Origin of the sequence: Bradyrhizobium sp. CCBAU 11386 (assembly GCF_028128955.1) — a bacterium.
GTDB lineage: Bacteria > Pseudomonadota > Alphaproteobacteria > Rhizobiales > Xanthobacteraceae > Bradyrhizobium.
Genome location: NZ_LBKA01000254.1, coordinates 98700 through 119451, shown reverse-complemented (window position 1 = coordinate 119451; position 20752 = coordinate 98700). Strand labels below are relative to the sequence as shown.

Annotated in this window: 19 protein-coding genes; 13 read left to right on the top strand and 6 right to left on the bottom strand. The window is 64.8% G+C overall.

What is annotated here, in order from left to right:
• The first annotated feature begins 137 nt into the window (after positions 1-137).
• The 4 genes from XI09_RS35900 (at position 138) to XI09_RS35885 (ending at position 4189) form a co-directional block, all read left to right on the top strand.
• Positions 138-1040: an SMP-30/gluconolactonase/LRE family protein gene (locus XI09_RS35900; protein WP_271571134.1), complete on the top strand. Its 903-nt coding sequence runs from the start codon at positions 138-140 to the stop codon at positions 1038-1040.
• A 45-nt stretch (positions 1041-1085) separates the two neighbouring features.
• Positions 1086-1925 (top strand): aldo/keto reductase, encoded by an 840-nt coding sequence (locus XI09_RS35895; protein ID WP_271571095.1) that lies wholly within the window; start codon positions 1086-1088, stop codon positions 1923-1925.
• A gap of 189 nt (positions 1926-2114) precedes the next feature.
• Positions 2115-3056 carry a DMT family transporter gene (locus XI09_RS35890; RefSeq protein ID WP_271571133.1) on the top strand — a complete coding sequence of 314 codons (942 nt, stop codon included), beginning with the start codon at positions 2115-2117 and terminating at the stop codon, positions 3054-3056.
• 53 nt (positions 3057-3109) lie between these two features.
• The gene (locus XI09_RS35885) at positions 3110-4189 is read left to right on the top strand and encodes a zinc-binding dehydrogenase (RefSeq protein ID WP_271571094.1); all 1080 of its coding nucleotides are present in this window, start codon (positions 3110-3112) and stop codon (positions 4187-4189) included.
• 159 nt (positions 4190-4348) lie between these two features.
• Here the strand turns inward: XI09_RS35885 and ppk2 are convergent, their stop codons facing one another.
• Together ppk2 and XI09_RS35875 are read right to left on the bottom strand one after the other, a co-directional pair.
• Complete coding sequence (ppk2, locus tag XI09_RS35880) at positions 4349-5269, bottom strand: polyphosphate kinase 2 (RefSeq protein WP_271571093.1); 921 nt, start codon at positions 5267-5269, stop codon at positions 4349-4351.
• Between the two features lie 91 nt (positions 5270-5360).
• Positions 5361-5822, bottom strand: coding sequence for an Lrp/AsnC family transcriptional regulator (locus XI09_RS35875; RefSeq protein WP_074122330.1), 462 nt, complete (start codon positions 5820-5822; stop codon positions 5361-5363).
• A 133-nt stretch (positions 5823-5955) separates the two neighbouring features.
• Here XI09_RS35875 and XI09_RS35870 point away from each other — a divergent pair, with 133 nt between their 5' ends.
• Together XI09_RS35870 and XI09_RS35865 are read left to right on the top strand one after the other, a co-directional pair.
• The gene (locus tag XI09_RS35870) at positions 5956-8319 is read left to right on the top strand and encodes a transketolase (RefSeq protein WP_271571092.1); all 2364 of its coding nucleotides are present in this window, start codon (positions 5956-5958) and stop codon (positions 8317-8319) included.
• A 296-nt stretch (positions 8320-8615) separates the two neighbouring features.
• Entirely contained in the window at positions 8616-10046 is a 1431-nt protein-coding gene (locus XI09_RS35865) for an aldehyde dehydrogenase family protein (RefSeq protein ID WP_271571091.1), read from the top strand.
• A gap of 347 nt (positions 10047-10393) precedes the next feature.
• Here XI09_RS35865 and XI09_RS35860 read toward each other — a convergent pair whose 3' ends face one another.
• Entirely contained in the window at positions 10394-11371 is a 978-nt protein-coding gene (locus tag XI09_RS35860) for an SMP-30/gluconolactonase/LRE family protein (protein ID WP_271571090.1), read from the bottom strand.
• 91 nt (positions 11372-11462) lie between these two features.
• On the opposite strand from XI09_RS35860, the gene XI09_RS35855 reads away from it, so the two are divergent.
• The 3 genes from XI09_RS35855 (at position 11463) to XI09_RS35845 (ending at position 13649) form a co-directional block, all read left to right on the top strand.
• Positions 11463-12287, top strand: a complete 825-nt coding sequence (locus tag XI09_RS35855) for an NAD-dependent epimerase/dehydratase family protein (RefSeq protein WP_271571089.1) — start codon at positions 11463-11465, stop codon at positions 12285-12287.
• Between the two features lie 244 nt (positions 12288-12531).
• Complete coding sequence (locus XI09_RS35850; RefSeq protein WP_271571088.1) at positions 12532-12828, top strand: hypothetical protein; 297 nt, start codon at positions 12532-12534, stop codon at positions 12826-12828.
• A gap of 203 nt (positions 12829-13031) precedes the next feature.
• A complete protein-coding gene (locus XI09_RS35845) occupies positions 13032-13649 on the top strand; it encodes a hypothetical protein (protein ID WP_271571087.1) in 618 nt (205 codons plus the stop codon).
• Positions 13650-13671: 22 nt separating this feature from the next.
• Here XI09_RS35845 and XI09_RS35840 read toward each other — a convergent pair whose 3' ends face one another.
• Complete coding sequence (locus tag XI09_RS35840) at positions 13672-14352, bottom strand: GntR family transcriptional regulator (protein ID WP_271571086.1); 681 nt, start codon at positions 14350-14352, stop codon at positions 13672-13674.
• Positions 14353-14526: 174 nt separating this feature from the next.
• On the opposite strand from XI09_RS35840, the gene XI09_RS35835 reads away from it, so the two are divergent.
• The 4 genes from XI09_RS35835 (at position 14527) to XI09_RS35820 (ending at position 19356) form a co-directional block, all read left to right on the top strand.
• Positions 14527-16245 (top strand): IlvD/Edd family dehydratase, encoded by a 1719-nt coding sequence (locus XI09_RS35835; protein ID WP_271571132.1) that lies wholly within the window; start codon positions 14527-14529, stop codon positions 16243-16245.
• A 61-nt stretch (positions 16246-16306) separates the two neighbouring features.
• Positions 16307-17314: a TRAP transporter substrate-binding protein gene (locus XI09_RS35830; protein WP_271571085.1), complete on the top strand. Its 1008-nt coding sequence runs from the start codon at positions 16307-16309 to the stop codon at positions 17312-17314.
• A gap of 126 nt (positions 17315-17440) precedes the next feature.
• The gene (locus XI09_RS35825; protein ID WP_271571084.1) at positions 17441-18019 is read left to right on the top strand and encodes a TRAP transporter small permease; all 579 of its coding nucleotides are present in this window, start codon (positions 17441-17443) and stop codon (positions 18017-18019) included.
• The gene (locus tag XI09_RS35820; RefSeq protein WP_271571083.1) at positions 18016-19356 is read left to right on the top strand and encodes a TRAP transporter large permease; all 1341 of its coding nucleotides are present in this window, start codon (positions 18016-18018) and stop codon (positions 19354-19356) included. Before XI09_RS35825 ends, XI09_RS35820 begins: the two co-directional genes overlap by 4 nt.
• On the opposite strand, the gene XI09_RS35815 is transcribed toward XI09_RS35820, so the two are convergent.
• On the bottom strand, positions 19316-19924 hold the full coding sequence (locus XI09_RS35815; protein ID WP_271571082.1) for a histidine phosphatase family protein: 609 nt from the start codon (positions 19922-19924) through the stop codon (positions 19316-19318). The two genes, XI09_RS35820 and XI09_RS35815, sit on opposite strands and share 41 nt — an antisense overlap.
• Entirely contained in the window at positions 19921-20715 is a 795-nt protein-coding gene (locus XI09_RS35810; RefSeq protein ID WP_271571081.1) for an enoyl-CoA hydratase/isomerase family protein, read from the bottom strand. Before XI09_RS35810 ends, XI09_RS35815 begins: the two co-directional genes overlap by 4 nt.
• Positions 20716-20752: the final 37 nt, after the last annotated feature.

Sequence of the window (20752 nt, the reverse complement as noted above, 5' to 3'; positions counted from 1 at the left end):
GCCGCGGCGTACTGGATTCCCCGCTTTCGCGGGGAATGAGGGTGAGGGCGTGGCGCCATGCCTCCGCCCCAATCGACGCGCCGTCGATTGTGCCCTATGTTGCCGCGCTCTTCCCCTCAGCCCCCATAACAACCATGATGTACCTGGAAACGCCGCCGCGTCTCATCGAGACGACACTCTTCTCCGCCATGCCCGACAAGTTCCGCCGCAAGGGCGTGCGGACGGATTGGGCCGATGCCAACCGACCGGGTGTTGCGACCGATAGCTTCATCGAGGGGCCGTCATTCGACAAGGACGGCAATCTCTACATCGTCGACATTCCCTTCGGCCGCATCTTCCGCATCGCGCCTGACGGCGAATGGTCGCAAATCGCCGAATATGAAGGCTGGCCGAACGGACTGAAGATCGCGGCCGACGGCCGCATCCTCGTCGCCGACTACATGCACGGCATCATGGAGCTCGATGCGACGGCCGGCCGCATCAAGCCCCTCCTGACCGCGCGCAATTCGGAATCCTTCCGCGGCTGCAACGACCTGCATCTGGCCTCCAACGGCGACATCTATTTCACCGATCAGGGCCAGACCGGCCTGCACGATCCGAGCGGCCGCGTGTACCGGCTGACGCCGAGCGGCAGGCTCGACTGCCTCATCGACACCGGTATCAGCCCGAACGGCCTGGTGCTGGATCCAACCGAGACCGTGCTGTTCGTCGCGATGACACGCGACAACGCGGTGTGGCGGCTGCCGTTCATGAAGGACGGCAGCGTGTCGAAGGTCGGTCGCTTCTGCTCGCTGTTCGGCACCAGCGGTCCCGACGGCATGACGATGGACGCGCGTGGCCGTCTGTTCGTCGGCCACGCCTCGCTCGGCCATGTCTTCGTGTTCGCGCCGAACGGCGAATTGATCGCGCGGATCAAGTCCTGTGCGGGGCCGAATTGCACCAATGTCGCGATCGGTGGCGAAAGCAAGGATCGTCTCTATATCACGGAGTCCGCGACCGGCAGCGTGCTGGTCGCGGACATCGGCGGATTGAACTCTTGAGCTTGATGGCGGTTGCCTGGGCGAAAGTGTGGTATCGGAGCGAACATGAACACAAACCCCTTCGGCAAGACCGGCGCCAACGTCTCCGTCATCGGGCAGGGCACATGGTATCTCGACCACGGCGATCGCAAGCGCGCGATCGCGGCGCTTCAGCGCGGGCTCGATCTCGGCATGACCCATATCGATACCGCCGAGATGTATGGCGATGCCGAGCTCGTCATTGCGGACGCAATCGCGGGCCGGCGCGAGGACGTGTTCCTCGTCTCGAAAGTGCTGCCGAGCAATGCGTCGCGCCGCGGCACGATTACCGCCTGCGAGCGCTCGCTGAAGCGGCTCAAGACCGATCGCCTCGATTGCTATCTGTTGCATTGGCGCGGCTCCTATCCGCTCGAAGACACTGTCGCGGCATTCGAGGAGCTGGTGAAGGCCGGCAAGATCAAATCCTGGGGCGTCTCCAATTTCGATGCCGATGATCTCGATGAGATGCTCGATGTCGCGGGTGAGGGCCGCATCGCCTGCAATCAGGTGCTCTATCATCTCAAGGAACGTGCGATCGAGCATGCCGTGATCCCGTGGTGCGAGCGGCACGGCGTCGCGGTCGTCGCCTATTCGCCGTTCGGCCATGACGATTTTCCGGCAAGCAACAGCAAGGGCGGCGCCGTGCTGGCGCGCATCGCAGAGGCGCGGCGCGTGACACCGCGTCAGGTCGCGCTGAGCTTCCTCACCCGTGCAATTACGGTGTTCGCGATCCCGAAGGCGTCGTCGGCGGAACACGCCGGCGAGAATGCGGCCGCCGGCGATCTCGTGTTGACGAAAGAGGAGATTGCCGCGCTGGATGCGGCGTTTCCGCGCGGTCCGAAGCCGCGAGGTCTGCCCATGCTGTAGTGCAGCAAGCGCGCATTCTTAATGGAGTATTGACGCGCGCGGCCCACAGCGCATATCGGCATCCTGTTTTCGGAAGTTGTGAACGCGGCGCATTTGTCGTTTTTTACAGCCGTCCCCGATTCGCATATTTCCAGAGTTTCTGCCGTGACTCCGCCGCCCGCCGCAGCCGCAAGGCTCGACAGTATTTCCATGCCTATGCCGGAGAAGAAGAACGTCGGCCGCCGCGCGCCTGCGCGCGTCGATCATCCCTTCAAAGGCATCGCGCTGATCCTGCTGTCGACGGTCTTTCTCGGCTGCTCCGACATCACCGCGAAATATCTTTCGACCAGCCTGCCGTCGATCCAGATCACATGGATCCGTTTCCTCACCTTCGCGCTGCTGTTCACGCCGGTGATGCTGCCGGCTTCGCCGCTCTACGCGATGCGCACCCAGCGCCTCGGCCTGCACGTGATGCGCGGTGCGGCGCTGCTCGGCTCCTCGCTGTTCTTCATCACCGGCCTGCGCTTCCTGCCGATCGCGGAAGCTTCCGCCACCGGCTTCGTCGCGCCGCTGTTCGTCACCGCGCTCTCGATCGTCTTCCTCGGCGAGAAGGTCGGCATGCGCCGCTGGTTCGCGACCGCGCTCGGTCTCATCGGCGTGCTCATCATCCTGCGCCCGGGCACCAGCGCGTTTCATCTGGCCGCGTTCTTCCCCGTGGTCTCGGCGGCCTGCTGGGCCGGCACGCTGATCCTGACGCGCATGATGAGCGGCCGCGAGGCGGTCATCACCACCATGGCCTATTCCTCGCTGACCGGCCTTGCGATCCTGACCGCGATGGTGCCGTTCGTCTGGGTCACGCCGTCCTGGACCGCGATTGCGCTCGGCATCTTCATCGGCGTCGCCTCCACGGCGGGCCAGTGGATCGTCGTGCTCGCCTATCGCTACGGCGATGCCTCGGTGCTGGCGCCGTTCTCCTATACGCAGCTGCTCTGGGTCAGCATTCTCGGCTTCTTCATCTTCGGCGAAGTGCCTGATGCCTGGACCGTCGTCGGCGCGGCCTTTATCGTCGCCAGCGGTCTCTACATCGCGCATCGCGAGCGCGTCCGCCGCGCCCAGCTCCTGGTGCTGGAAGAGCGTTCTCCGAACGCCTAACGCAAGTTCGCGCGTCGTGCTAACAATGGCTCCAACAACACGGGAGGAGCCGGATGCGCGCCGCGATCTTCAGGAACGGTGAGATTGTCGTTGGTCAGATGGCCGAGCCGAAGCCGGGCCCCGGCCAGGTGCTGGTCAAGACGCTCGCCTGCGGCATCTGCGGCTCCGACCTGCATGCGCGCCAGCACGCCCACCGCATGGTGGAGATGGCGCGGAAGGTCGGGCGCAAGCCGATGGACCTCGCCCGCGACGTCGTGTTCGGTCATGAATTCTGCTGCGAGATCGTCGACTACGGTCCCGGCACCGCGCGCAAGCTCAAGCCCGGCACCCATGTCTGCTCGCTGCCGGCCCTGGTGACGCCGCAGGGCATCGAGGGCATCGGCTATTCCAACGACAATATCGGCGGCTATGCCGAAGCGATGCTGCTCAGCGAAGCGCTGCTGCTCGAGGTGCCAAACGGTCTGGCCCCCGAACATGCCGCGCTGACCGAGCCGCTCGCCGTCGGCGTCCACGCCGTGGCAAAAGCCAACATAAGCGGCGGCGAGGTGCCGCTCGTGATCGGCTGCGGCCCGGTCGGGCTCGCGGTGATTGCCGCGCTGAAGTTCAGGGGTCTGCATCCGATCGTCGCCGCCGACTATTCGCCGGCGCGGCGCGCGCTCGCGGCCAGGCTCGGTGCCGATATCGTCGTCGATCCCAAGGTGTCGCAGCCCTACGCCAACTGGGCCGAGCACGCCCAGATGTCGGAGGCGGAAAAGGCGGCGCGGCCGCCGTTCCAGGCCATGTGGCCTGCGCTGAAGCCCGCGCTGATCTTCGAATGCGTCGGCGTGCCCGGCCTGTTGCAGCAGGTGTTCGAGGGCGCGCCGCGCGATGCCAGGATCGTCGTGGTCGGCGTCTGCATGGAGAGCGACAGAAACGAGCCCATGCTCGGCATCATGAAGGAACTCAACGTCCAGTACGTGCTCGGCTACACGCCGGACGAGTTCGCAGCTTCCTTGCGCCTGATCGCCGAAGGGCAGGTGGACGCCGCAGCAATGGTGACGGCCGAAGTCGGCCTCGACGGCGTCGCAAAGGCCTTCGCGGACCTCGCCAATCCCGAGGCGCACACCAAGATCATCGTGCAGCCGTGGCGGTAGTTTTCGCGTCGTAGGGTGGGTTAGCACTGCGGCTGCGCGAAGCGCAGTCCGCACGGCGTGACCCGCCACTTCTCTTGCCGCGGTGACAGAAGAGGTGGGTTACGCCGATCAGACGCGCTTCGCGCATCTGCTCGACTAACCCACCCTACAAGACCTCCGTCAGTATTTCGCAGGCACATACATCTCCGGCGGAACCGGCCCGCGGTGATAGTCCGGGTTGCGCACGCGCGGCGGCAGCACCACCGGCACGCGTGCGACCTCCTGGTACGGGATCTGGCTGAGCAAATGCGCGATGCAGTTGAGCCGCGCGCGCTTCTTGTCCACGGCATCGACGATCCACCACGGCGAATCCGGAAGGTGGGTGTGCTCCAGCATCGTCTCCTTCGCCTTGGTGTACTGCTCCCAGCGGCTGCGAGCCTCGACGTCCATCGGGCTCAGCTTCCACTGCTTGAGCGGATCCCTGATGCGCATGCTGAAGCGGAACTGCTGCTCGTCATCGGTGATCGAAAACCAGTATTTGACCAGGATGATGCCGGAGCGGATCAGCATCCGCTCGAACTCCGGCACCGTCTTGAAGAACTCCTGGTACTCGTGCTCTGAGCAGAAGCCCATCACGCGCTCGACGCCGGCGCGGTTGTACCAGCTGCGATCGAACAGCACCATCTCGCCGCCGGCAGGAAGATGCGCCACGTAGCGCTGGAAATACCATTGCGAGCGCTCGCGCTCGCTCGGCGCCGGAAGGGCGGCGACGCGGCAGATGCGGGGATTGAGCCGCTGGGTGATGCGCTTGATCACGCCGCCCTTGCCGGCGGAGTCGCGGCCTTCGAACAGCACCACGACCTTCTTCTTTTCGCTCTGCACCCAGTCCTGGAGCTTGACCAGCTCGCCCTGGAGGCGGAGCAATTCCCGGAAATAGAGCCTGCGATCCACCGTCGGGCGGAGCGCATCGGTCTCGTCCAGCAGCTCGTCGAGCCTGCTGTCATCGAGCTCCATCTCCAGCTCTTCGTCGAGATCGTCGGTCATTTCCCGGATGATGCGCTCGCGTTTGGCCATTTCAGGGGTGCGGTCGGATGCGGTCATGGGTCCTTCTTTCGGCAGGGTGCCTGTCGCCCGTGACCATCGGCGGGGTTTATTGCGCCCATGTGACACCGGTTCCGGCCCGGCGGGGCCGTCACACCGGCAGCGCGATCGAATATTTCACCTGGCTCAGCGCAAAGCTCGACTCGATCGAGGCGATGCCGTCGAGCCGGGTCAGCTTGGTCTTCAGGAAGGTCTCGTAGGAGGCGAGGTCGGCGGCGACGACGCGCAGGAGATAGTCGCGGTTGCCGGTCATCAGATAGCACTCCAGCACCTCGTCCCATTTCGAGATCGCGCGCGCGAAGCGGTTCAGATCCTCCTCCTTCTGTCGCGCCAGCTTGATCGAGATGAAGACGCTGACATGCAGGCCGAGTGCCTTCTGGTCGACGGTCGCGATATAGCGCGAGATGACGCCGCGCTCCTCCAGCAGCTTGACCCGGCGATGGCAGGGCGACACCGAAAGCCCGACCTTGTCGGCGAGCTCCTGCATGGTCAGCCGGCTGTCGGTCTGGAGCAAAGCGAGGATCTTTCGGTCGATAGCGTCGAGCTCGGGCATTGGGATGAAACCTGGGTCAGGGGGCATTCGATTGGTAAAATATCCCAATATCGGCAGGTATGGCGCGAAAAATTGAGAAGTTTGGCGAGGCTGGCAGGCGTATCATCGGGGCGTCATCTTCCGGAGCATCGCCATGCCCGTCGATTCCGCGCGTCTTGAAACCCTGACCGCCCTTGGCCGCAAGGCGCTGTGGCTGTCGTCATGGACCATCCACCACGCCAACCATATCCGCTCCAACGCGGACGGATTGAAGGTCGGCGGCCACCAGGCCTCGTCGGCCTCGCTCGCGACCATCATGTCGGCGCTGTATTTCCACGTGCTGCGCCCTGAGGACCGCGTCGCGGTGAAGCCGCATGCGAGCCCGGTGTTCCACGCCATCCAGTATCTGTTCGGCCGGCAGAGCCGCGAGAAGCTGGAGAATTTTCGCGGCTTCAAGGGCGCGCAGTCCTATCCCTCGCGCACCAAGGACGTCGACGACGTCGATTTCTCGACCGGCTCGGTCGGCCTCGGCGTCGCGCAGACGCTGTTCGCCTCGCTGGTGCAGGACTACGTCAAGGCGCACGGCTGGATGAAGGATCGCCGCGAAGGGAGGATGATCGCGCTGGTCGGCGACGCCGAGATGGACGAGGGCAACATCTTCGAGGCGCTCGCGGAGGGCTGGAAGCACGGCCTGCGCAACACCTGGTGGGTGGTCGACTATAACCGCCAGTCGCTCGACGCCGTCGTGCGCGAGGGGCTCTGGGAAAAGTTCGAGACCATGTTCCGCAATTTCGGCTGGGACGTGGTGATCGTGAAATATGGCCGGCTGATGCGCGAGGCCTTCGCCGAGCCCGGTGGCGAGGCGCTCAAGCGCTGGATCGACAATTGTCCGAACGCACTTTATGCGGCGCTCTGCTTCCAGGGCGGCGCGGCCTTCCGCAAGCATCTGCACGACGAGATCGGCGACCAGGGTCCGATCACAAAACTGATCGACAAGCGCAGCGACGAGGAGCTGCTGGCGCTGATGTCGAACCTCGGTGGCCACGACATGGCGAGCATGCTGGAGGCGTTCGAGTCCATCGATCACGACCGCCCGGTCTGCTTCATCGCCTACACCATCAAGGGCGTCGGCCTGCCGTTCCAGGGCCACAAGGACAACCATGCCGGCCTGATGACGGTCGCGCAGATGGAGAAATATCGCGAGAGCCAGAACATCCGGCCCGGCCACGAATGGGACAAGTACGAGGGCCTCGCGCTAGCTCCAGCCGAGCTCGACGCGTTCCTCGCGCGCGTGCCGTTCAACCAGGACGGCCGCCGGCTGACCGCGCCCGTCGTCGAGGTGCCACAGCAGCTCGCCTTCAAGCCGGCGCCGCAGATGTCGACCCAGCAGGGCTTTGGCCTCGTGCTGAACGAGATCGCCCGCAGCGACAGTGAGCTAGCCAGGCGCATCGTCACGACCTCGCCCGACGTCACCGTTTCGACCAATCTCGGCCCATGGGTGAACCGGCGCGGCCTGTTTGCGCGCGCCGAGAAGGCGGACTTATTCCGCAGCGAGAAAATTCCCTCCACCTACAACTGGGACGCCTCGCCCAAGGGCCAGCATCTCGAGCTCGGCATCGCCGAGATGAACTTGTTCATCATGCTCTCCGCGCTCGGCCTGTCGCACCAGATCAACGGCGAGCGGCTGCTGCCGGTCGGCACGCTCTACGATCCCTTCATCGAGCGCGGGCTCGATGCGCTGAACTATGCTTGCTACCAGGATGCGCGCTTCATGGTGGCGGCGACGCCATCAGGCATCACGCTCGCGCCCGAAGGCGGGGCGCACCAGTCGATCGCGACGCCGCTGATCGGCATGGCGCAGGACGGGCTCGCCTCGTTCGAGCCGGCCTTCGTCGACGAACTCGCGGTGATCATGGGTTGGGGCTTCAATCACATGCAGCGCGATCCGGGCGAGGGCGGTTCCGTCTATCTGCGGCTGTCGACGCGCAGCATCGAGCAGGCGCAGCGGATCATGACGCCGGAGCTTCAGCAAGGCATCGCCGATGGCGCCTATTGGCTGCGCAAGCCCGGGCCCAATGCCGAGCTGGTGATCGCCTATACCGGCGCGGTCGCGCCCGAAGCGATCGAGGCGACCGGCTTCATCGGCGAGAGCCGCCGCGACATCGGTCTGCTCGCAATCACTTCGGCCGACCGCCTGCATTCCGGATGGACCGCCGCACGGAAATTGCGCCGCGATCGCCGCGGCGTGCAGCACCTCAGCCACATCGAGAAGCTGCTGGCACCGCTGCCGCGCGACTGCGGCATCGTGACCGTGATCGACGGCCATCCGTCCGCGCTCGGCTGGCTCGGCAGCGTCCGCGGCCACCGCGTCGAGGCACTCGGCGTCGAGCAGTTCGGCCAGACCGGCACCATCGCCGACCTCTACCGCCACTACGGCATCGACGCCAACGCCATCATCGATGCGGCCGAAAGCCTCACCACCGGCGCGCCGGTGCTGCATCGGAAGATGGCGGTTTGAGTTCGCGGGAGATGGGCCCCGGCTCTGCAGCGCATCACTGAAGAAGTGCTGCGCTGCGTCCGGGGCACGAGCGTGGTTCGCCTCCGCGCGGTCTCGTGTCCCGGACGCGGCGCGGCATGAAATGACGCGACGCTGAGCCGGGACCCATGGCGTGCTTGCCTCGGTCCGACGCACGCCCCATATTCCGCCCGTCCGCCGCAACGCTGGCCCCGCATATGGCGGGTTCAATTGCCGGCGCTTTCGTGCAAGGATGCCTGCCGAAACGCCCCCACCATGCCCCCAAGAAGAGGTTAACGATGGTCAATCGCATGCAATTCTACATCGACGGCGCCTGGGTCGATCCCGCCGTCAAGAAGTCCACCGCCGTGGTCAATCCGGCGACGGAAGAGGCGATGTACGAGGTTGCGCTCGGCTCCAAGGCCGATGTCGACAAGGCCGTTGCCGCCGCGAAGCGCGCCTTTGCAACGTTCTCCCAGACCAGCCGCGAGGAGCGCGTCGCGCTGCTCTCGAAAATCATCGAGATCTACAAGGGTCGCCTCAAGGAGATCGGCGCCGCCGTCTCCGACGAGATGGGCGCGCCGCTGCCGATGGCGGAGAAGCTGCAGGCCGGCGCCGGCCTCGGTCATCTCATGACCACGCTCGACGTGCTCAAGAACTATCATTTCGAGGAGCCGGTCGGCACCGCCATGGTGCTGCGCGAGCCGATCGGCGTGGTCGGCATGATCACGCCCTGGAACTGGCCGCTCAACCAGATCGCCTGCAAGGTCGCGCCGGCGCTTGCCGCCGGCTGCACCATGATCCTGAAGCCGTCGGAGTTCACCCCGACCTCGGCGCTGATCTTCGCGGAAATCCTCCATGAAGCCGGCGTGCCGAAGGGCGTGTTCAACCTCGTCAACGGCCTCGGCCCCGAGGTCGGCGCCGCCATGAGCGAGCATCCCGATATCGACATGATCTCGTTCACCGGCTCGACCCGCGCCGGCATCGATGTTGCGAAGCGCGCCGCGCCGACCGTGAAGCGCGTCAGCCAGGAGCTCGGCGGCAAGTCGCCGAACGTCATCCTCGAAGGCGCCGACCTCACGAAGGCTGTGACCGGCGGCGTGATGCACATGTTCAACAACTCCGGCCAGTCCTGCAACGCGCCCTCGCGCATGATCGTGCCGCTGTCGAAGATGAAGGAAGTCGCCGCGATCGCGAAGGCGGTCGCCGACAAGACCAAGGCGGGCGATCCGCGCGCCGAAGGCACCACCATCGGCCCCGTGGTCAACCGCGGCCAGTGGGACAAGATCCAGGGCCTCATCAAGAAGGGCATCGACGAGGGCGCAACGCTCGTCGCCGGCGGTCCGGGCCTGCCCGAGGGCGTCAACAAGGGCTTCTACGTCCGTCCGACCATCTTCGCCGACGTCACTCCCGACATGACGATCGCCCGCGAAGAGATTTTTGGACCGGTGCTGACTATCATCGGCGCCAAGGACGAAGCCGACGCCGTGCAGATCGCCAACGACACGCCCTACGGTCTTGCCGGCTATGTCTCGGCCGACACGGTCGAGAGCGCCAAGCGTGTCGCCCGCCAGATCCGCGCCGGCAACGTCAACCTCCAGGGCGTGCCCAACGACCGCTCCGCGCCGTTCGGCGGCTACAAGCAGTCGGGCAACGGCCGCGAATGGGGCAAGTACGGCCTCGAGGACTTCCTCGAGGTGAAGGCCGTCGCCGGCTTCAACGCGGCGTAAGCTTCTTCGCCCGAACGAGAACATGACGCCGGAGCGGGCAACCGCTCCGGCGTTTTTTGTTTGATCCTTACGCGCGAGGCTCAGGTCGTGTGCCCCGGACGCAGCGTAGTGCCTCTTCGGCCGTACGCTGCAGAGCCGGGGCCCATGCTGCAGCGGTTTGTGAGGCCTTCTGGGTCCCGGCTCTGCGCCGCAACGCAAAGAGCGTTGCAGCGCGTCCGGGACACGAGAAGGAACGGAGGAGGGACTTCGTAGGGCGGGCAAAGGAGCGTAGCGACGTGCCCACCATTTCCGCGACGAAAGTGAAGTGGTGGGCACGCTGCGCTTTGCCAACCCTACAAAGGCTGCGCCTATCCCCCCACCGCGCCCTGCGTGTTCACATACAGCGCGTAGATCGACTGGCTCGCCGCCATGAACAGGCGGTTGCGCTTGACGCCGCCGAAGCAGAGATTGGCGCAGCGCTCGGGCAGGGCGATGCGGCCGATCATGACGCCGTCGGGCGCGAACACCACGACGCCGTCGAGCTCAGGATCGCCCATGCCCCAGCCGCACCAGAGATTGCCGTCGATGTCGCAGCGCATGCCATCAGGCGTGCCCGGACCCGCGTCGATGAAGATGCGCTTGTTCGAGATCGTGGTGCCGTCCTCCGAGACGTCATAGGCGAGGATCTTGCGGTTCGGTACGCCCCGCGATTCCACGACGTAAAGGATGTTCTCGTCCGGCGAGAAGCACAGTCCGTTGGGTCCGAGCACGCCCTCGGCGACGATGGTCGCCTTGCCGGTTGCGGGATCGAGCCGGTAGACGTTCGGGTCGATCTCGGGCTCGGCCTTGTAGCCCTCGTAATTGCCGAGCAGGCCGAAGGTCGGATCGGTGAACCAGACGGAGCCGTCGGACTTCACCACGACGTCGTTCGGCGAGTTCAACCGCTTGCCGCCAAAGGAATCCATCAGCACGGTGATGCTGCCGTCGTATTCGGTGCGCACCACGCGGCGCCCGCCATGCTCGCAGGTGACCAGCCGGCCCTGGCGGTCGCGGGTGTTGCCGTTGGCGAAATTGGAGGGCTTGCGGAAAACGGAGACGGCGCCGGTCTCCTCCTCCCATTTGATGATGCGCTGGTTCGGGATGTCGCTGCAAAGCAGATACCGCCCATCGCCGAACCAGACCGGCCCCTCGGCCCAGCGCAGGCCGGTGGCCAGACGTTCCACGGCGGAAAGCTTCAGCCAGTATTTTTCGAAGCGGGGATCGAGTGCACTTATCGCCGGATCGGGGTAATAGGTCGCCGGCCGCCAGCCTTGTGGCCGTTCTTTGTGGGACGATGCATCGTTCATGTGCAGGTCTCGTTGTTGCGTTCCCTCTGTCCAAGTCTGCTACCATCAGATATCTACGACCGCAAATCGGTTGCCATAGACGAGGAAAGACATGCCGCGCATCTTGATGACCGGAGCTTCGGGCGGGATCGGAACGCGCCTGCGGAAACTGTTGCCGCCGATCTATCCCGACCTGCTGCTCAGCGACATCCGCCCGCCGACGGACCTTGGCCCGAACGAGCAGTTCAAGGCGGCGGACCTGTCCGATCTCGCGCAATGCGAAGCGATCTGCGAGGGCGTCGACGGCATCATCCATTTCGGCGGCTATTCGGTCGAAGGCCCCTGGAACGACATCCTCCAGGCTAACATCATCGGTGGCTACAATCTGTTCGAAGCGGCGTACCGCAAGGGCGTCAAGCGCGTGGTGTTCGCCTCGTCCAACCACGCCGTCGGCTTCTATCCGCGCCACCACAAGATCGGGACCGATGTCACCCCGCGCCCCGACGGCCGCTATGGCGTCAGCAAGGTATTCGGCGAGGCCGTCGGTGCGCTCTACGCAGACAAGCACGGCCTGAAGGTGACGTGCCTGCGCATCGGCAATTTCGGCGACATGCCGCTCGACCAGCGCCGGCTCTCGATCTGGCTGAAGCCCGACGACCTCGTGCAGCTCTGCCAGATCGGGCTCGAGCATCCCGACATCCATTTCGAGATCTTCTACGGCGTCTCCCTGAACGAGCGCGCCTGGTGGGACAACCACCGCGCCTACGCGTTCGGCTATCGCCCGACCGGCCGCTCCGAGGATCATGTGGCGCACGCGATGGCCGAACAGGCGAAGCTGAAGCCGGACCCGATCGGCGACCACTACCAGGGCGGCGCGTTCTGTAGCAACGAGTTCGATGGCGACACAAGCCGCATCATCGACTGGACCAAGCGGTAGCGCCGATGCTTGCGGGAACGTAGCTGCGCTCTCCCGGCTCCGCTTTCCGGAGCCGGCAGAGGTTCGCTTGTGCAGCGCAGGTCTGAAGGGCCCCTTGCGACTAACGTTTGTGTGCACACCGTAGAGTTCCGGATTTCCGTTTTTGGAAATAGGCGTTCTATTGTCGGAACACGTGAGCGTTTCTTCTATGCATTGCCTTACGCGGAAGTGACCGCCTTTTCATTCCAGCGATTGTGGAAGCAAGATGCGCAAGATGGTTCTGTCGGGGGCCGCAGTATTGACGGTCGTCCTCGTCGCGGCGGCCTCCTGGCCAACACCACGCCCGGATGTGGAGCAATTCGGAGACAGCGTCTACGAAACCATCTGGTTCTGGCGCATCCCGGCCTACGCCTACAATCCTGCCTGGCGTGTGCGCTGGATGTGGAACGATCCGCTTCACGCACAGGCAAGATGCTGCCGGATCACGCTGCAGCCAGTGTCCGAACCGGCCCCGCGGGTTTCTCCAGCTGGTAAGGTGGTCGCGCGCTTGGCAGGCAAGTAGAAGGGCGCGCGTCAGTTCCTCTTCGGAGGTGTCCGGGTGCGTGGCGCGCTGCGGCCGGGTGCGCGTACATGGTTCCGGAGATTGTTTGCATTTCTCTCAAATAAGTTCCTTGCTTTAAGCTTAACCAGAAACCTAATCCTCGATTTACAGCCGCAATCTACAGTTTACCTTGTTCTTGAATCGGCAATTCAAGGACGCCAACAATGCGCGGCTCAGCGCCCAAGACGTGGCTCGTTATTGTTCTGGCGGCATCCAGTTTCAGTGCGCGTGCCGACGAGAACAAATCTGATGGCGGCAGCTCGGCGTCGCTTGCTCCCCGCGCCAGGATCGAATGTTCGCTCAAGCGCAAGCCCGGTGAACCCCTCGATCCCCCGTCAACGGCCGCCATTCCCGGTCCCGAATCCTTCGTTGCGAGCCAGCATTTCAGGGAAGACATTGCGCCGACCGCGGCTGTCAAGATTTCATGGCTTGGGGCGACCTTTGCGCGCCGGTTCGCGGTGAAGGTCGAAGCCGCGGACGATACGTCCCTGCAGACTCATGTCCTGAATAAGCCCTCGACTGCCGTGCAGATCCTCGGTGAGCTGGGCCCACGCGCTGAGAGCAAGCTTGCCGATATCTGGTGCCTCTTGAAGCAGCAGGCCAACGGCGAAAGCGGGGCGCTGCAGACCAGCTCCGTTCCGAACCTCTTCTTCGTCCGTGACGGCACGGGCGATCTTGGCGTGGTTGACGCCCTGTGGGGTGGCGCGGGCTGGGAAATCGGGGCCAGTCCAGTCGGAAGCCAACGGCCATGGACTCCTGGCACGCGCGTCTTCTCTCATTGATCCGACGTGGCTCGCGCACACGCTAGTGCTGCTCACCCGCGATCCGCGTCAGATAATCCGACTTGCTGAACTGCATGTGGTCGACGCAGAGCTGAGCCAGCGCCCAGCTGTCGCGTCCCCTCAGCAGCTCGATCATCAGCTCGTGCTGGCGCCGCGATTGCGCGAGCCCGTCGCGGTCGGCGAGGTTCTTCGCGCGCATCGGCAGCGTCAGGTTCATGTAGTCCTGGAGCGAGCGCACCAGATAGGGATTGCCGCAGGCCGAGAACAGCGCGAGGTGGAAGGCGTCATTGGCCTCGTGGATGCCGCGCAGATCCTGCGCGTCCGCCTTCGCGCAATATTGCCGTTGTAGCGCCGTCAGCTCGTCGATCAGGCGTTGCGGTGCGGGCAGGGGGATCATCAGCGCCGCCTGCCTGGTCAGCATCTCCCGGACCTCGTAGATCTGCCGGACCTCGTCAGCCGAATAGAACCGCACGGTGGCGCCGACATTCTTCTCGCGGCGGACGATGCCACGCCGCTCCGCATCCACCAGCGCCTGCCGCACGAAGTGCCGCGAGGTGCCGTAAGCCGACATCAGCGCGTCCTCGGTCAGGCGCGCGCCGGGCGCGAGCCGGCCGAAGATGATGTCCTCCTCCAGCCGCGCGACCACGTCGTCCGGATCGTCGCGCCGGACCGCCATGCTGTCTGCGGTGTGATTCTCGGGCATCCCCTCGGCCTCTGGCCCCGTGCCGGTCTCTCCTGTGGAGCAGGGAAGGCTCAGATTGTCAATAATCTGGTCGTTTGGCGGTGCGGCAATCCAGAAATTGCCGGATGGACGCCAATCTTATTGACAATCGAGGGGCAGGCTGTACGACAATGGCAAGGTGAATGGAGTGGCATGATGACGAGTGGCTTGCGCAAGGGTCTGACGAGCTATGGCGATGCCGGCTTCTCGCTGTTCCTGCGCAAGGCGTTCATCAAGGCCATGGGCTATTCCGACGACGCGCTAGAGCGCCCGATCGTCGGCATCACCAACACCTATAGCGACTACAATCCCTGCCACGGCAACGTCCCCCAGATCATCGAGGCCGCCAAGCGCGGCGTGATGCTGTCGGGCGCGATGCCGTTCGTGTTTCCGACCATCTCGATCGCCGAGAGCTTCGCGCACCCGACCTCGATGTATCTGCGCAACCTGATGGCGATGGACACCGAAGAGATGATCCGGGCCCAGCCGATGGATTCGGTGATCGTGATCGGCGGCTGCGACAAGACGCTGCCGGCGCAGGTGATGGCGGCGATCAGCGCCGACCTGCCGACCGTGGTCATCCCCGTTGGCCCCATGGTGGTCGGCCATCACAAGGGCGAGGTGCTGGGCGCCTGCACCGACTGCCGCCGGCTGTGGGCAAAATATCGCGCCGGCGAGATGGACGACGTCGAGATCGAGGCGGTCAACGGCCGTCTCGCGCCATCGGTCGGCACCTGCATGGTGATGGGCACGGCCTCCACCATGGCCTGCATGATCGAAGCCATGGGGCTCTCGCTGCCGATGAGCGCGACGATCCCCGCGCCGCATGCCGAGCGCTTCCGTCTTGCGGAGGCCAGCGGCCGGGTTGCGGCCGAGATGGCCAAGACCAAGGGGCCGAAGCCGAGCGAACTCTTGACGCCGGCATCCTTTAGGAATGCCCAGGTCGTGCTTCAGGCGATCGGCGGCTCGACCAACGGCCTGATCCATCTGACGGCGATGGCGCATCGCTCGCCGCACCGGCTCGATCTCGAAGTCTTCGACCAGATCGGCCGCGAGGTGCCGGTGCTGGTCGATCTCAAGCCGTCGGGCGAGCACTACATGGAGCATTTCCATCACGCCGGCGGGGTGCCCAAGCTGCTGGCGCAGCTCGGCGATCTCGTCGATCTCGACGCGAAGACCATTACCGGTCAGACGCTGCGCGATATCGCGGCGAATGCGGAAGACGTGCCCGGCCAGGACGCGATCCGTCCGCGCGACAATCCGATCAAGAAGGAAGGCGGCCTCGCCGTCCTGCACGGCAATCTCGCCCCGCGCGGCGCGGTCATCAAGCAATCCGCCGCGAGCCCGAAGCTGTTGCAGCATACGGGGCGGGCGGTGGTGTTCGAATCCGTCGAGGACATGACCTTGCGGGTCGACGATCCCGATCTCGACGTGACCGCCGACGACGTGCTGGTGCTGCGCAATGCCGGCCCGAAGGGCGCGCCGGGCATGCCCGAGGCGGGCTATCTGCCGATCCCGAAGAAGCTCGCGCGCGGCGGCACCAAGGACATGGTGCGCATTTCGGATGCGCGCATGAGCGGCACGGCGTTCGGCACCATCGTGCTGCACATCACGCCGGAATCCGCCGTCGGCGGGCCGCTGGCGCTGGTGAAGAACGGCGACATGATCCGGCTGGATGTTGCCAGGCGCAGCATCGAGCTGCTGGTCGATGCCGCCGAGCTGGAACGGCGGCGCGCGGCCTTGAAGCCGGCGGCTGCGCCCGAGGAGGCGCGGCGCGGCTACGCCTGGCTGTTCAACGAGACCATCATGCAGGCCGACGAGGGCTGCGATTTCGATTTCATGCAGAGGACTGGGAAGCAGACCGAGAAGGGGTGACCAACCACCCGAACGAACGCCGAGACCGCTGAAGCGGCGGGCGATAAAACAGGGGGAAACGATGATTGCGCGATCCATGCCAAGATTCTTACATGGGTTGGCGGCTCTGTCCGCCATGCTGTTCGTCACGGGGGCCGGGGCGCAGGAGGTGAAGCACTATCGCTTCGCCTATGACCAGCCGCGCAACACCGGTTATTCGATCGCGGGCGACCTCTTTGCCGACAAGCTCAAGGAATTGAGCAAGGGCACCATGATCATCGACCAGTACCCCGGCGCGCAGCTCGGGCAGGAGCCGCAGGTGCTCCAGCTCGTGAAAGCCGGCGACGTCGAGTTCGCGATCATCTCCTCGGCCAACACCGCGACGATTTCGCCGCAGGCCGGCGTGATGTCGCTGCACTTCCTGTTCCGCGACGAGAATCACGTGGTCAAGGGGCTGGCCGATCCCCGCGTGTTCGAAGCGCTCAAGACCATGATCGACGAGACCACGCAGGGCCTGCACGTGATCGCGACCGGCTCGCAGGGCGTACGCCATATGTACAGCAGGCGGGAAATCCACAATGTCGGCGACGTCAAGGGCCTGAAGGTCCGCGTCCAGGCGACCGCCACCGAAGACATGATGTTCCCGGCCTATGGTGCCCAGACCGTGCACATGCCGTTCGGCAGCGTCTACACTTCGCTGCAGACCGGCGTGGTCGACGTCGCCGAGAACAGCATCAACGTCTACCTCGTCAACAAGCACTACGAGGTCGCGCCGGTCCTCAACATCACCGAGCACGAAGCCAACAACGCGCTGGTGTTCATCTCCGACAAGCTCTGGCAGAGCCTGTCGGCGGAGCAGAAGGGGTGGGTGCAGGCGGCGGCCAACGAGATCAGCACCAAGGAGCCGCAGAAGGCGTTCGACCTCGAGCGCACCGCGGCCGACAAGCTGAAGAAGATGGGCGTCAAGATCGTCGACAACGTCGACAAGAAGAGTTTTACGACGATCGCCGATCCCTATCTCGACAAGCTCGCCAAGGAGCTCGGCCCGCATGCCGAGAAGATCAAGAATTTGATCCGGTCGATTAACTGACCACCAACTAGGTCGTCATGCCCGGGCTTGTCCCGGGCATCCACGTTCTTCCTTCGAGCCCGCGCCAAGTGCGTGGATGGCCGGGACAAGCCCGGCCATGACGGAAAGCCGCAGCCGAGGATAACAATGGCCATCGCCGACAAACTGCTCGTTCAGCGCCAACGCCACCTGAAATGGCGCGGGCTCGACTGGCTCGAGCTTGCGCTGATGATTCTCTGCGGCGTGCTGTGCTTCGGCTTCTCGCTGTCGGTCACCGCCGACATCGTCACCCGCACCATCGGCCATCCCTGGCTGTGGCTTCAGGAAGTCACCTCGACGCTGTTCATCTACGCGATCTTTGTCGGCACGGCGGCTGCGACGCGCCGGAACGATCACCTCTATCTCACCGCGATCTCCGAGGCGATGCACGGCACGCCACGGCTGATCGTCGAAGTCATCATCCGCCTGGTCGTGCTCGGCGTCGCCTTCTGCCTGATTTGGTACGGCTACCAGAACTATCTCCGCGGCTTCGGCAGCTTCCGTCTGCCGTCGGGCACGCCGATCGCTTCGCTCTACGCGATCATTCCGCTCTCGGGCGTGCTGATCGGCCTCTTCACCATCGAGCAGCTCGTCAACGGCCTGCGCAACGGCTTTGACCATCCCGAGCCGACCGACGAGCACGCAGCGCCCGTCGTCACCGACGTACAGATGAGGGCGCAGCCGTGAGCGCACCCATCGTCCTGACGTTGATGACGTTCTGCTTCCTCTTCTTCGGCTATCTCGGCGTGCCCGTGCCGTTCTCGCTGATGGCCGGCGTCTTCATCGGCGCGATCCTGTCCGACGTCTCGCTCGCCGCCATCATCCAGAAGATCTTCGACGGCGTCGATTCCGAGGCGCTGCTGGCGATCCCGTTCTTCCTGCTGGTCGGCGAGCTCATGAGCTCGGCCAATGTGGTGGTGCGGATCGCGAACCTGTCGGTGTCGCTGGTCGGGCATATCAGGGGCGGGCTGTCGCAGGTGGTCGTCGTCTTCAGCATGTTCTTCTCGGAGATGTCGGGCTCGACCACCGCCGACGTCGCGGTGATGAGCCGCGCGCTGGGCGGCCCGATGAAGCGCGAGGGCTATGAGCCCGCCTTCATCGCCGCGATCATCGCATCCGCCTCGACGATCGCGGCGCTGGTGCCGCCGAGCATCACGGCGGTGGTCTATGGCGCCGTCGGCAACGTCTCGATCGCCGGCCTGTTCATGGCGGGCGTGGTGCCGGGCCTGATGATCGGCTTCGGCCTGATGATCTACTGCTATTTCTTCGGCCCCTCCGGCCTGCGCAAGCCGCGCGCGCCGCTGCGGCAGGTGGTGTTCGCGGCGGGCGATGCCGCCCTGCCGCTGATGATCCCGGTGATCCTGCTCGGCGGCATCCTGACCGGCTGGTTCACGCCGACGGAGGCCGGCGTCGTCGCCGTGGTCTGGATCATCCTCGTGGTCATCCCCGCGCTCAACCGCGGCCATTTCAGGAAGATCCCCTATGATTTCTGTCTCGCCGGGCTGATCTTCTCGCTGCCGCTGATCACGATCGGCGCCGCCAACGCCTTCGGCTGGATGCTCGCTTACTTGCGCGGCGCGAGCTACATCGCAGAAGTGATCACCTCGATCGCGGGTCATGATCCGCACCTGATCATGCTGCTGATGGTGCTGCTGTTCACCGTGGTCGGCGACTTCATCGAGCCGGTGCCGACCATCATCATCTTCATGCCGCTGGTCAACACGCTGACGGAGGCGGGCGATATCAATGCCGTGCATATGGGGGTGGTGCTGATCGCCACGCTCGCGTTCGGCCTGATCACGCCGCCTTATGGCTTGGTCCTGCTAATGGCCTCGAAATTCGTCGGCATCAGCTTTGCCAAGGCCTTGCGCGCGGCGCTTCCCATCTACGTCGTGTTCTTCGCCACGATCGCGTTCGCAATCTACTTCCCGAGCGTCGTGCTGTGGCTGCCGCGGCACGTGCTCCCCGAGTCGGTCGGCTGCTTCAAGTCGCCGGCGGGGACGGGCTATATCTGTCCCCAGTAGCGACCTGCTCGATCCGCCATTGCGCCTGCTCGCGCACGTAACGGAACGGCGTGCCATGGCTATTCTTGAAGTAGCTGCCGCACAGCGCGTTTGCCATGCCCTGCATCACAGCGTCGTGGCAGACGAACAGCAGATTGTCGCCGGGATGACGGTCGAGCCAAGCGGAGACGCAAGCCAGCGACCGTTCCGTCATGGCGTCCCAGCTCTCGCCATCGGCGGGCAGGATCGAGACGAGGCCCGTCGCCGACTTGACGCCGTGCTTGATCATGAGGTCGCGAACGGGGAGGCCTTCAAAGCTTCCGAAGTCGAACTCGATGATGCCGTCGTCGATCGCGAGCGGCACCGAGATCGCGTCCGCGATGATCTCGGCCGTTCGCGCCGCGCGGACCAGGGGGCTCGCCACGATGCGGCTGATGCCGGCGCCGCGCAGCATGTCCACGGCCTCGTGCGCTTGCCGCATGCCGTCCTCGTTCAGCGGATTGTCGGTCCGCCCCTGGAAGCGTCCCTCGCGATTCCAGTCGGTCGCGCCGTGACGAAGGCCGTAGAACGCGCGTGCCGGTACGGTCACTTCGACTTGCTCGTGAATTTCTTCACGGCGAGCCGAAACTCCTCCGTGTTCATCGCCATGACGATCTTGTGCTCCTCGGCGTCGAGCTGCTGTTTCACCGGCGTCGTAGCAGCCTGGTAGACCAGCGACTTGGTCCCGGCGATCGCCGCAGGCGGGTTCTGCGCCAGCCGCTCGGCGAGCTGCCGCGTCGCCGCCTTCAGCTCGGTCGCGGGAACGATCTTCGCGACCAGGCCCCACTCATGGGCCTGCTGCGCGGTAAAATTGTCCTCCGACAGGAAGATCTGGAGCGCGCGGCGGGAGCCGACCGTGCCGACGATGCCGACCGTAGAGCCGCCGTCCGGCGACACCCCGATCTTGGCATAGGCCGGCGTGAACTTGGCGTCCTCCGCGGCGATGCAGAGATCGGTCACGAAGGCGAGGCCCATGCCGGCGCCGGCGGCCGAGCCGTGGACGCTGGACAGCGACAGTTTCGGCATGCGCCGGATGGTCTCGATGAAGGCGTGATAATGCTTGAGCAACTCGCCGACCACCGGCGTCACCGTGCCCGCTTCGGCCGCAGCTCCAATCGTCTGCAAATCGCCGCCGGCCGAGAAGGCGCGGCCTTCGCCCTCGATCACCACGACCCTGATGGCGTCGTCGCCCTCGACATAGGAGGCGAGCTGTTCGAGCTTTTGCGCGATGGCCAGGTTGATCGAGTTGAACGCGGCAGGGCGGTTGAGCGTGATGGTCGCGATCGGGCCTTCGACCCGCAGCAAGGCGGGATCATCGGGTTGGGAGATGGGAGCTGGCATTGGAAATCCCCGGCATGAGGTGGTTCGTGCGACTAAA